We start from the raw sequence: 13864 nt of genomic DNA, 5'->3' as shown, positions 1-13864 counted from the left end.
TGATTAATCCATGATGATAATTTTCGAATTCCACGTTTCGGATCCGATCTTTACTTTCAGCAAATAGGTGCCGGCAGGAAGATTCGGAGACATTACGGTTTCTTTGATCATTCCTTTTGAAACAAAACCTTTTCGTTCCCAATGCACCAATTCTCCCAACAGGGAATACACCATGACTTCCATGTCTCCTTCGGCATCGACCATACCTTCCAGTCGGAACTGGCCGTTATTCGGATTCGGATATACGCCTAATGTTTCAAAAAGGTTCGGCGTTCCCTTTATGATCTTCGATGCATCTACCGTGGCTTCATCACTGAGCCCTCCCGTTTCTGCAAAGTCGATGACTTCATTGGTACAGGTGACTGTCAGGCAATTGTCCATACAGCAAATACTGACGCCACAACCATTGAGCGCATCCACACAAACCTCTCCGGAACCGGAAAAATTGAAGAACTTGACTAAAATGGTATTGGTTCCCTGTCCGGAAAGAATAGTTGCTCCCGCAGGAACGGACCAGTTATACGAATCGGCTCCCGACACAGGAGCTACCGAGTAAAAATTGACTGAAAGGCAGGATATAGATGCCGGCCCTTGAGGCGTGCCCGGCACATCAGGATAACCCTGCACCAATAAATATTGCTGGTTATAGGTAGGACTTTGTCCGCAGGTATTCGATGCTTTGGCTACGATAATCCCGGAAGTAAAGTTCGGGATGGCGTCAACGGTAATACTTGTACTGCCTTGTCCGCTTACGATAGTCATGCCATTCGGTACGGTCCATACGTAGTGCGTGGTATTGGGTACGATATCGATGGAATAAACCAACCCGGTTGCGCCACACAATCCCATGCTGGGGCCAGTAATAGGTCCCGGGGTTTCGGGTAATGCTCCTTCCAATGAAGTCATCACCTGATCAGATCCTGTACAACCGTTGACATCAGTTACGGTGACCGAAAAAGTACCTTCTGAATTCACCACAATAGCATTGGTGGTGGCTCCGGTTGACCACAAATAAGAAGCAAGATTTGCCCCTGCATCCAATACCGTAGTATTGCCGTCACAAAAGGTCAATCCTCCTGAAATGATCGGTGGCGTGGGCGGGACGAAAGCGGTTATCACCTGGCTGTCCGATCCCGTACATCCATTGTTGTCAGAAACTGTTACGGAATACGTATTTGCGGTATTTACCGTTAGCGTTTGTCCCGTTGTTCCGCCGGCTGACCAGCTGTAGGAAGCATATCCGGCGCCGGCATTTAAGGTCGCACTGCCTCCCGGACAGAATCCGGTGTCGCCTGAAATGTTCGGATTGGGCGGTGTCGCCTGGTAAGTGGTCACACTGCCCGATCCCTCACAACCATTCACTCCGACCACTGTCACGGAATATCCCCCCGGGCTGATTACGGGGATGGATTGTGTCATAGCTCCTGTTGACCAACTGTAAGCTGCAAATCCACTTCCGGCGTTTAAGTTGGTAGAGCCTGAAGGACATATTCCCAGGGAACCCGTTATATCAACCACAGGTAGGGGATTCACCGTTACCACCAAAGGTGCTGAAGTGTTTATGCCACAGCCTGTACCGTCATCAAAATCAACGGTGTAGGAACCTGAGCCAGTAACTACAATATTTGGGGTAGTCGCTCCCGTACTCCAGACAATATCGCTGGCCTCACTGGCCATGAGGACGATGCTCTCTCCTGCACAGAAAGTCGTCGAAGCACCCTCAAGCACTGTAATCACAGGAGTCACCTGATCGGCACTCGTCGCTACTACACTTGAAGAGCTTATGCATCCGCTGCCATCCGTCACCGTTACGGCATAGGTACCCGCCACACTTATGTCAATGGTAGCGGCCGAACTTCCTGTCGACCAGGAGTAAGAAGCAAAAGTTGCCGGAATTTCCTCCCCGATCCCCACCGCATCAATGCCATTATACCCGGATACAGAATCAGATGCCATCGCAATTCTCACGACGGAAACATCGAAGGTGGTCAGCGGGAAGGTGATGTGATTTCGGGCAGCCACTTCCGGGCCCTCTGTTGCCGTAGCGGTGTAAACCATTTCAAAAATGCCCGTTCCCGGGTTTTTAACGTAAACGGTATCCACGGACCCCGGATTCAGTGTTTCGTAAATATCAATAAAATTGATCGGTGAAGGATTTGAAAACCCTAATTCAATATATTCTCTTGGTTCATCCGGTGAACTGCTCAGCCATTGGCCCGTATTAGAGCCATAAGCCGGGTAAATATCCGGGGCTCCCAATACCTGAAGCGAAGCATAATCGGCATCTGCAAATTGAGTGCTCACGGCTTTTATACTCGTTGCATAACGGGTATTGGCACTGGCCACAGAAAGGGTATTCAAGTCTCCAGAACATAACGTCAGGTCACCATTGATCACGGGCGTTTCCCCTCCTGGTACAACTTCCGAACGAATCATCAATCGGCCGGGGTCAGGCATGTGGGTCAGATTCGTTCCGTCAATATCGGCACGGTAATAGGCGCTATCCCTGACAAAGGCGGTTTCCCATTGGACGCCAACCGGATCATAGGTTTCCCCGGGATGGGCTACCTGGGCCAATCCTATATAATACGTTTCGTTTACCAATAAAGGCACATCGGGGAAGTAAAAAGAATGATAGGTATTAACATCCTCCTCCCCTGCAATGAAAACTGCTGAAGAATCGATAATCGCTCCTGCTTCATTCATGACTACAGCATACATGGTATCTCCTATGGCTGAATAGTCGAGATAAATCTGGGCAGCATTGACGGCTCCGCAACCATTCATTTTATACCGTGCGAGGATCAGCCCTGTTCCGGTGCCGAAACCGGTTGAAGTCACCTGATCAGATTGATCCGCATAAGCAACAATGGAGCTATTGATCTTTGTCAGATAGTGGTTTGAATTGTTGGCCACAACATTTTCATCCCCCAATGCAGGAACGGAAACGATCACCGAATCCGTTTCATTGACCGATAGGGAATAAGGCGCAAAGGTTACCACCATAGCGGTATCTCCTGCAAAAGAAACCGTTTGATTATCCGTATGCCTCAGGGCACCGGTAGCCTGATCCCTGACTTCCAGGGTGGCCGTATACTCCTGAACGCCGGCAGAGTGATTTTTAATCAATGCAGAAATGGGTACTGGGCTCCCGTAGGGGTCCGCTGAAAATCCATTGGCATAAACCGCTACCACTTCAACACTATCCTTTACACTTGACGAACCAAAACGCGTTTCCGGTCGAAGGTTGGTGGAAAACAGAATATCTCTCTGGGCGATATCACTCGTATCCGCCCTGGTAACCAACGCCAATACCACCTGGGCGGAATCAATGCCCGCTGCATTTTGAAGGATCGTATTTTCTGTAGTCGCCAGCACGAAACTATTGGTGCGCAGCTCCCCGACTGACCGGGACCATTCAAAGGCAACATAAATGCCTCCCCCGGTATAAGTAAAAGGACTTATGCCCGCTCCGGAAAATGGCACAGAAAAAGCGCCAATGCTATCCGGGAGGTTGATACTATCGGTATGTACAAGAACCATTGGGGCAATGGCATTCGCCCAGGAAATGGAATTTTTGAGCCTGTAACGGACTTCATAAGCCGTGGCCCCGGGTACAGCGATCCATTTCAATACAGCGCTGGTGTCATTCAGGACATAAGCGGCTAATCCCTGGGGAGTGAAGCAGGGTGTAGTCCCCGTTGTAATAACATTATCCATACTATTGACAAAAGCTCCTTTCCCTGCGCCGCAGACTGTTCTGACGCGCCATTCGTAGGCTGCTCCGGGAATTAGCCCATTGAGCTGGGTTTGGGTGGCCACTGCGATACCGTTGCTCCAGGCAGCACTGCCCAGCCTACGAAATTCTATTTCATAATAAATAGCCCCGGTCGCGGCGATCCAGTTGACCACTGCAGAAGTATCGGTAACTGTGCTGACAGACAGCCCTGAAGGTTCCTCACAATTATCAGGAACCTCTGTTTTAAAAGCATTGGATATGCCCGCTGACTCATCTCCGGCGCAACTCGTCGTCACCCTCCATTGATAGGAGGTATTTTCTGTTAATCCGGAAATCATCAGAAAAGTATCCATGGTTGTCATGGAAACATAGGAGTTGGAATTGGCCAGCCCATATTCGACTTTATATTCCATAAAATTGGTGGAATATTGTGCGCTCCAACTCAAGGTGGCCCCGGTGGAAGTAATATCTAAAGCCCTGAGATTTCCGGGGCGGTTACAATTAAGCGTATCACTGGTTTGAAAATCCAAAAGACCCGAAAAGCCGGAATCTGTTCCACAAATGGCCTTCACTTGGTATTCATAATCTCCTTCAAGAAGCTGATCGAGCAATAACTCATTGGCAGAAGTCGTAGCGGTCGTCCACCCCAGATCCAGTCTGCTTTCCATGTCAGCCGTATTTTCAAGATAAACCTTAAAGGCTCCTCTCGTGGAATCGTTTTGTGCCGCAGCAATGGTAAAACCAATGGACTGAATGACCGAACCTGTAGAAAGCTCGGCTGCACTCATTTCGGCCGGGCTGATCAAATAAAGGCTTCTTTGAAAACGAAGGCCTCCCTGGGGAGCGCTTTCCGGGGAAAATGAACCGTTCCATGGCAATACAGTCGTTTCCTGGGCGCTGGCCGTTACAGCCAAAAACAACAGAAAATAAAGCGTCAGGCCTTTTAGTTCAAAAAAGGGAAAAAGGTATTTAGGTATTATTTTATTCATAATATATAGGTGTTTTTTTAGTCTGGCTTATTAACCTTGAATAAACCTATCGGCTGCTGATCTTCCGTGAGTACACGAATGACATATAAACCCGAAGGATACCGGGTCATATCAAACTGCAGCGGAGCAAAAGGAAAATCGATTTTTTCCTTTTTCAGTACCTTCCCGTTGAGGTCGAGCAGGTAAACGCTTAAGGCTTCTTCCCGATCAGAAGTAACGTTTACGTACAATAAGGAAGATACCGGATTAGGCATAACCTGAACCTGGTAAAAGGCTTCCAGGTTTTCGTAAGACAGTAAGGTGGAAACTGAAAGCTCCGGTTGGTGAAACCCCTGGGTGAGCATCCCGTTTTCGGTAATCAGCATTGTGGTGGCCAATTCTCCGAGGGTCCAGTCCAGGGTAACACTTCCGATAGAGCTGGTGGCGCCATCGCTGGCAAGCACTGACCGATCGAAAGACTGGGAAAACATTGTGTAATTGCTGAGGCACAGCATCACAAACATTAGTAATTTTTTTTTCATAATCAAAAAGGAGTTTTGTTCAAAATCGAATGCTATATAATAAGAGAAAATATTGAATACGTTGAACTGTAAAAATCAAGGAGATTTTGCAATAATTATTCCTTTCACCAACGGAGAGAGCTATTACAACAAAAATGAATAGTATTTTTAACTATTAAACGGGTATTTATACCTGTTTTTTACTTCAGACGAAAAAAAGAAAAGTATTTTGTTTCTTCATTTACAGTAAGAACAAAATGCTATATGTTTTCATGAAAAAATTACCAGTGATAATTTTTAGTCAGAGAAGCCAATTATTGACGAGGATCAAATAAAAAAAAGAGCTGCTTAACCCCAAGGTCAAACAGCTCCTTTTTTCAACTTGTCTAAAGACGGCAAATTTTACCGTCTCATGATATTAATTCATTATGATAACTCTCGAATTCCAGGTGTCCGATCCGATTTTTACCCTCAGCAGGTAAGTCCCGGCAGCGAGATGCGGCGCAACTACGGTTTCTTTCAACATACCTTTGGAAACGATTCCTTTTTGCTCGTAATGTACCAGATCGCCCAAAAGGGAATAGATCATGATTTCCATTGCCCCCTCAGCATGAATCATTCCTTCAAGACGGAATTGACCGTTATTTGGGTTAGGATATACACCTAACGCTTCGAACACTTTGGTCGTTCCTTTGACGATCTCTGCTCCATCTACCGAAGCTTCATCTCCGCTTCCCGGTCCTGCAAGATCGATCACCTCATTGGTACAGGTAATGCTCAGGCAGTTTCCTATACAACAAAGGCTAACTCCGCAACTATTCACTGCATCTACACAAATGTCGCCGGCACCAGAGAAGTTGTAAAACTTGACCAATACAGTATTGGTCCCCTGCCCGCCGATAATAGCCGATCCCGCAGGTACGGTCCAGTTGTAGGAGTCCGCTCCGGCTACCGGATCAATCGTATAATAACCCGCAGATTCACATGAAATAACGGAGAGCCCCTGAGGCGTACCCGGCAGGTCAGGATATCCTTGTGCCAATATATATTGCTGGCCAAAAGTAGGACTTTGACCACAGGCATTATTCGCTTTGGCTACAATAATTCCTGAGGTGAAATTAGGTATGGCATCCACCACAATACTTGTAGTTCCCTGTCCGCTTACAATCGTCATACCATTCGGTACGGTCCACTCGTAGTGGGTCGTATTCGGTACTGGGTCAATGGAATAAACCAACCCTGATCCGCCACACAATCCCATAGAAGGACCGGATATTGGGCCCGGTGTTTCCGGTAAGGCTCCATCCATATTGGTCGTTACCGCATCAGCACCCGTGCAACCATTGGCATCAGTAACCATTACGGAAAAGGTTCCTACCGTACTCACCACAATTGAACTCGTGGTCTCTCCCGTAGACCAGAGGTAGGAAGACAACCCCTCCCCGGCATCTAAAATGGTAGTATTGCCTCCACAAAAGGTCAATCCTCCCGAAATAATAGGAGGGGTCGGCGGGACAAACTCCGTCACTGACTGACTGTCCGTTCCGGTACATCCGTTGCCGTCTGTAACGACAACAGAATAAGTATTTCCGGCATCTACGGTAATGGTTTGACCTGATGGATCTCCACCTGTGCCGCCGTCAGACCAATTATAGGCATTATATCCTGCACCAGCATCGAGGACGATGGAATTACCCGGACAAAAGCCCGAGGCTCCCGATATGGATGGTGTTGGAGGGGTATGGATAAACGTAGCCGTACTGCCTGAACCTTCACATCCATTCGCATTGGTCACCGTCACGGTAAAAACATCTGCCGTATTTACGGTGATCGACTGAGTCGATGGATCACCGCCGGTGCCGCCGCTTGACCAATTGTAACTGGCAAATCCAGCCTCTGCTGTTAAGACGGTAGTCTCTCCAGGACAGAAACCTAAATTTCCGCTGATGGCAGGTGTTGGTGGTGCAACGATATTCGTAACGACTGTGGCTGAATTTTGACAACCATTATTGTCTGTGACCATTACAGAATATTCATCGGGCGAACCCACCGTGGTGGTTTGCGTTGTCGCTCCGTTCGTCCAGGTATAACTGGCAAATCCCGCTCCGGCATCCAGCGTAGTCGTACCGGCTATGCAAATGCCGAGATCTCCTGTGATACTAACACTTGGTAAAGGGTTTACCGTCACCACTACCGGATCAGAAGTAAGTGTACCACAACCCGTTGTCAGGTCATAAGTATAGGAATCTGAAGTGGAAACGACAATGCTTTGTGTCGTCGCTCCGGTACTCCAGAGAATATTTGAGTCTTCACCTGCTGTCAAAGTAACACTGCCTCCTGTACAAAAAGTGGTAGGTGCACCACCGTCCACTGTTATGGCAGGCATCATCACCGCTTCTGCATCAAAGACATCAACGCTTGTAGTACTCACACACCCCCCTGCATCTGTTGCTGTTACCGTATAAGTTCCCGCAGCATTCGCAGAGGTGGATGAAGTCATATCTCCTGTTGACCACAAATAGGTGGTCATCGGATCAGCCGCACTGATTTCTCCGATGGAAACGGCATCAATACCGTGGAATATAGTATCCACAGCCATTTCTATTCGAACTTCTGACACATCAAATGCCGTTAGGGGTAATAATATTCTGTTGATCCTTGAAGTATCTCCCAATTGAACTGTCGTAGCTAAGGATACCGGCACAAAACCATTTATGGGATCCTTAACATAAACCGCTTCAATACCGCCAGGGTTATACGATTCGTAGATGTCGATATAGTTAATAGGTCCGGAATTTGCAAAACCTAACTCAATATACCCGGCCGGAGCCACGGAAGCGGCTGTCATCCAGGCTTCACCATTGATACCTCCCCCGGGGAACACCTCGGGTGAGCCAAGTGCCTGCTGGCCGCTAAAGGGTAGTTCATCCGCAACAGGACTCACATCCACAACTTCATTGGCATATCGGACCGTCCGGAATGAATTGACGGATAAGAGGTTACTGCTGCCATTACACAACACCAGGTCTCCATCAATCACCGGAATCAGTGCCTCAGGAACGATCTCCGCTTTGATCATCAGTCTGCCTGGATAAGGAACGTCCGTCAAAACCGTACCATCTAATTCAGCTCTAAAGTAAGCGCCTTCCCGAATGAATGTTGTTTCATATTGCACCCCTACCGGATAGTAAGCTTCGTCTGTATTTTCTATTTGTGCCAATCCTACATAAAAAGTGCTGTTGGTCACAGTTGGAGGATCCGCAAAATAAAAACTATGATAATTTCCGGTTTCTTTGTCGGTTGGGTTTAGGGTGAATGAGGTAGCCAGGATCGTACCCATATCATCCATCACCACAGCGTATAAATCACGATCACCATCGGCAGCTGTTTTATCCAAAAAGACCTCTACTGAATTAACTTTCCCACAACCGGTAATACTTTGTTTCACCAAAATCAAACCTTCTCCGTTTCCAAACCCTGCGTGAGTCACTTTGGCCGAACCATCATCGAATCCAATCGTTGAAGGCCCCACCTTTTGGGCGTAAAAAGCCTGGTTGTTACTCAATACATTCTCGTTGGGTTGCGCGTCAATGCTGACAGAAAATGTATAATCCCCTTCGATGGTCGGATGCCAGTCCGTAAAACTAACGATTAAAGAATCGGTTGCAGGAACCATCAGTGGTTTGGTTTCAGTATATGTCTCAGGGCCGCTAACTTCAAAATGAACCATAAAAGTATGATCCTCTATATCAAAATTACTCACCAGGGCCGAAACCGTATTGTCTCCGGAAAACCGGGTAGAGAGGTGTCCAAGGGCATAGACCGCTTCAACGGCTACGCTATCAATAAAATCGGCAGACCCAAATGTTGTCTGAGGTCGAAAATCAGAAACAGTCAATATCTCAGGCAATTCGACATCCGTGGTATCGTTTTTTCCGTCAAGGCAAAGGATCGTCCGTGTTTCCATACCATACTGATCGGTCATTACCGAATGTTCCTTGGTAGTCAGCGCCTTGTTCAATGACGAAAGCGGGTCAGTCGGATTGGAATATTCAAAGGCGACGTACAATCCATTTCCAGAATAGGTGAATGTCGCCGTCGGAGCGAAAAATGGAATAACGAAATTACCTATGGTATCAGGAATAGTGATCTTGCCATTTTCAATCCCTATTTCGGCCATCGGCGCGATCGCATTTGTCCAGGAAATAGAATTTTTCAGGCGGTACCTGATGTTGTAGGATGTAGCACCTTCGGTGGAAGTCCAGTGAAGGGTTGCAGTATTGTCAGATAAATTGTCAACAAATAAATTAGTTGGCGAATAACACTGAACATCACCTACGGTTAGAAAATTGATTCCGGCTACATAGGCACCCTGGCCTGCATCACAGTCTGCCCTGACCTGCCACTCATACCTGGTTCCGGGCTCAAGCCCGAAATTCAGCAATAAACTATTTGTAAAAGCAAAGGTGGAAAACCAAACAGAAGAACCTACACGACGAAACCTCAGGCTATAACTGTTAGCTCCCGTTACGGCATCCCAGGAAAAGGAAGCGGTGGTATCCGGAAGACTGCTGACCATCAGGCTTAATGGATCAGCCTCATTACAATTATCCACATTAAGCGTCGTAAAGGAGTTCTGGTTTAATTGAGATGAATCTGCCCCGCAAAATGTTCTGATCCGCCATTGGTATGTCTTTGAAGAGATTAACCCGGCGATGTCAACAGACATCGCCGTCGCCGGTGCGGGAACAGCTTCTAACCAGGTGTTGTCATCTATTGGCTTATACTCTACTTTATAATTGCTAAAACCAGGAGAATTCGGTGCATACCACTGCAAAGTGGCACTCGATGCCGTAATGGCCGTTACAGATAAATTCATCGGTTGATTACAGCCGGAAAGATCAGCCGTTGAAAATTCCAACACATCTGTAAAGGACGAAGGCTCCTCGGGACAAACCGCCTGAACCTGCCATTGGTAATCTCCCGGAAATAACCCCATGATTTCCAATGAATTGGTTGCAGTAGTTACTTCTGTCCAGTCCATATCCCAGCGGCTTTCCGTATCCGTTGTATTTTGAAGATAGAGTTTGAAGTCTGCTTCTGTCGGAATATCCTGAGCGGCAGCGATGGTAAATCCAATTGAATTGAGATCGGTTGCAGCCGGGATACCGGATGCCGCCATTTCATCAGGGGTGATTAAGAAGAGTTGTCTTTGATACCGAAGGCCTCCCTGTGGACTGTTTTCAGAAGAAAAAGAACCATCTGTCGGAAGGACGATTTGTTGTGACAACTGTGCCATCATTTCGGAAGGCCAATTCAAAAAGAGAATGGAAATGGCCATGAGCATGAATCGCTTCATCAGCGAATTCATAAATTTATGATTTTTCATTTATTGAAATTGAAACACTCAGTGCCTGCAGAAAAGGAGCAGGCGGTATAGAATTAATTACACGTTAATTAATTGAATACCGCCTTAATCCAATTTTATAAATCCTTCCTGATAATTTATCAATCAGAATTTACACTGAGCAGTGAAAAAATGCGATGTAGTACAAATGTTCTCCTTATTTCTTTTCAATAATTCTTTCATTAATTGCTTTATGCGTATGGAAGGAATACTTTAATTCCTCCTGGATCTCCTCAAACAATTCTTCCTTATAGTTTGGATCCGTATTTAATCTATTCCAGAAAGGATGATCCATAATGTCCAAGCCATTTTTTTCATATACTCTTCTGGCATTGTCCTCGGCTAATTTCAAACCTTCCTCCAACTGCTGTCTGTCAATATTGAAATAAACAATTTCGCTGGAAGAAGAGTGAGAGACAAATTGATCTGCTCCTGTAACAGCTGGTGCTGAAACTGTTTCATGGTCAGCATGATCATGACCAACAACTTCGTCATTGGTTTCAATATTCGCAGCTTCTGCAAATCCCGGAACCAATTTCGCCAGGATGGCATTGGTATTATTAAGTTGATCCTTTAAGGCTTTAATTTCTTGATTTTGTACTTCATAAAGATCAACCATATCATTTGAATTCAGTCCGATAGCCGTGTTGACATAATCTAAACCTGAATCTTCTTTTCCTTCCCATGCTACTCCTAAGATTTTCTTGTAATCATAAGATTTCATTCTATCCGGACTCTTTGCCATTCCAACACCATTGTTGAATCCGCTGGCCAGGATATAATCTCCAGGACTTACTTTTCCCATAATTCTGGTCGGCACCTGTCCCATAAAAGCTACCTTCTCCAAACCTGTTACATTTCCATCAGGTGGCAATCCTCCCAGCACAACAGGCTTGAGGGAAACAACCATGATCATGTCCGCATCATTGGTGTTTTTTGTAATAAATCCATTTTTTACACCAACAATATCTCCGGGCACAAACTGTTCGTCCGGGTTCAATTTAGGTAAATACTCCGCGTAGTCTTCAGAACCTGAAGCAAAAGTGATGCCTTCCAGTGCTTTATGTGTATTTCTAAATACGACCAAAGCTGCACTTGCCTTTACCAGGTTCCCTCCCAGTGATGCAACATTCGCAATTTTCAAGGCGACCTCCGCAATGGCGGCAACAATCAATGATGGGATAGGGGTGGTAATACAAGCGCCAAGTCCTGCACAAGCGGTGGAGGATGAAGACGCTGCCGCCAGGTCAACACTTGCCTGAACGGATTCAAGCCCGGCAATGACAATATCCAAAGTAGCAAAAGCGATATCTGTAATCAGAAAAGCTTCAGAATCTGTATATTCCTGGTTTCTGCCAAAATCGCCTGAATTTTCGTCAGAATCCTCTCCCTCAATTCTACCTACCGTTCCATTATTGGAATTATAGAAAGTGATGAAGTTATTCTTATTATGCGGGATTGGTGCTCCCAGTTTAATGGAGATCCCGTTGCCGTTAGAAGTATTTTCAAAGTTGGCCACGTGCTGGGCGGCAGTAGTTGTTGGGTTAACTCCCGCTGAAGTAGCCACATTTCCTTTCACAATAAGGCTGGTAGCCGTAGAGGCTGTTGCATCAATTTTGGTAACCCCATTCACGTTAAGTTTTTTCCCGATACCAACGCCACCTGCTACGACCAATGCACCGGTAGTGGAACTGGTAGATTCATCCGTTCCCCCTACATTCAGTCGTTTGCCAATACCTGCTCCACCTACTACATTCAAAGCTCCTGTGGAGGCACTCGTTGATTCTGTTGTATTTTCTACCTTAGCAATTCCGCCTACATTAAGGTTCTTGACAATCCCTGCTCCACCGGCCACTTTGAAGGCTCCTGAAGTTGAATTGGCAGATTCTGTCGTATTTTCAACAGCTGTAGCTCCCGCAACATTGAGTCGCTTGCCAATGCCTACCCCACCGGTCACTACCAAGGCTCCGGTTGTGGAATTGGTGGATTCCGTTGCATCGGTAATTGATACAGCTCCTGCAAAATTCACAGGACCGCCAAAAGCAGATGCCCCACCCACATTCAGATTTTCTCCAATACCCACTCCACCGTTAACCACCAAACCTCCTGTGGTTACTGAAGTAGAACTCAGCGCCGGATTGTCCACTAATAAATGTTGATTAAAGGTCGCATCCTGCTGCACCAACAGCGTTCCGGAAAGGGTGGAAGGAGACATATTATTCACACTAAGGCTGCTTTGCAAATTCGTCGGCCCGTCCACATTCAGGGAAGCATTCAAATCAGTGGCCAGATCAACGGTAAGCAGCCCTGAAAGCAAGGTGCTCTTCTGGTTCGTTACCGTGAAATTTCCATTATTTAAGGTTTCGCCTCCTACGGTGTTCAGGTAAACATTTTTCTTAACCGTCAGGTCATCCCCGATTTCGGCATCACGATCTACTACGAGATCCTGTCCGATATGTACATCAAAATCAATATTGGCATTACGATCCACATCGAGATCCTGTCCGATATGCACATCAAAATCCACATTGGCGTTACGATCCACATCCAGGTCTCTTCCTATGTGTGCATCATTACCTACATCAAGATTGGCTCCAATAAAAAGGCTGTTTTTCATATACACATCACCGTCTTTGGTGATACGCATACGCTCTATATTGTTGGTTCTGAAAATAAAATCAAGGTGATCTCTTGTTCCAACATAATGGTAAAGCGGATTGGTCAGGACGTTGCCGTCCACCTTCCAGAAAGCGGCTGTTTTTTCTGTTCCGCTTCCGGTTTCTGTAACCAGGTTATCCGCAGTACCGGCGTGAAAAGCATAAGGAACCGTCAGGAGTTTTGTGGTGCTGATGGTCGTGAAATTTTCGCCACCTTCAGGGTCAAGCCCAACGTTCATCCATATTTCATAACTACTCCAGGGAACTTCCTGGAGGATTCCGGCTTTATTTTTGCCTTCCCCTATGGTAATGGTAAACAACCCTAAAATATTGGTCGTCACCTGATGGACTTCCCAATAAGCTGTTTTTCCGGTCGGGCCCGCGGCCAACAGTTTTATCTCCAGCCCCACACTCTTGAGGGCCAGCACTTCGCCGTTAGCATCTCTGGCTACGGCCTGGTATTTCATTCCTGCCGGTACCGTCTGCGCCATGAGCGATACCACAGTAAAAAGGGTAAGAGCGAAAAGTATAAAAACTTTTTTCATTTTTCAGAAGTTTAAATAATTTCCCAA

At 46.5% G+C, this 13864-nt stretch carries 4 protein-coding genes; all 4 read right to left on the bottom strand.

The window, feature by feature from the left end; translation table 11 throughout:
- Positions 1–3: 3 nt before the first annotated feature.
- On the bottom strand, positions 4–4728 hold the full coding sequence (locus tag H6571_16270; GenBank protein ID MCB9325295.1) for a fibronectin type III domain-containing protein: 4725 nt from the start codon (positions 4726–4728) through the stop codon (positions 4–6).
- 17 nt (positions 4729–4745) lie between these two features.
- The gene (locus H6571_16265) at positions 4746–5249 is read right to left on the bottom strand and encodes a T9SS type A sorting domain-containing protein (protein MCB9325294.1); all 504 of its coding nucleotides are present in this window, start codon (positions 5247–5249) and stop codon (positions 4746–4748) included.
- Between the two features lie 397 nt (positions 5250–5646).
- Positions 5647–10617, bottom strand: coding sequence for a fibronectin type III domain-containing protein (locus H6571_16260; protein ID MCB9325293.1), 4971 nt, complete (start codon positions 10615–10617; stop codon positions 5647–5649).
- 175 nt (positions 10618–10792) lie between these two features.
- Positions 10793–13837 carry a hypothetical protein gene (locus H6571_16255; protein MCB9325292.1) on the bottom strand — a complete coding sequence of 1015 codons (3045 nt, stop codon included), beginning with the start codon at positions 13835–13837 and terminating at the stop codon, positions 10793–10795.
- Between the last annotated feature and the right edge of the window lie 27 nt (positions 13838–13864).

Source organism: Lewinellaceae bacterium (assembly GCA_020636105.1).
Classification (GTDB): Bacteria; Bacteroidota; Bacteroidia; order Chitinophagales; family Saprospiraceae; genus BCD1.
Note: the sequence above shows the minus strand (reverse complement) of the source record. Positions and strands in the feature narration are given on the sequence as shown.

Coding starts and splice junctions, on each gene's coding strand:
- H6571_16255 (MCB9325292.1), bottom strand. CDS start 13,837: ATGAAAAAAGTTTTTATACTTTTCGCTCTTACCCTTTTTACTGTGGTA.
- H6571_16260 (MCB9325293.1), bottom strand. CDS start 10,617: ATGAAAAATCATAAATTTATGAATTCGCTGATGAAGCGATTCATGCTC.
- H6571_16265 (MCB9325294.1), bottom strand. CDS start 5,249: ATGAAAAAAAAATTACTAATGTTTGTGATGCTGTGCCTCAGCAATTAC.
- H6571_16270 (MCB9325295.1), bottom strand. CDS start 4,728: ATGAATAAAATAATACCTAAATACCTTTTTCCCTTTTTTGAACTAAAA.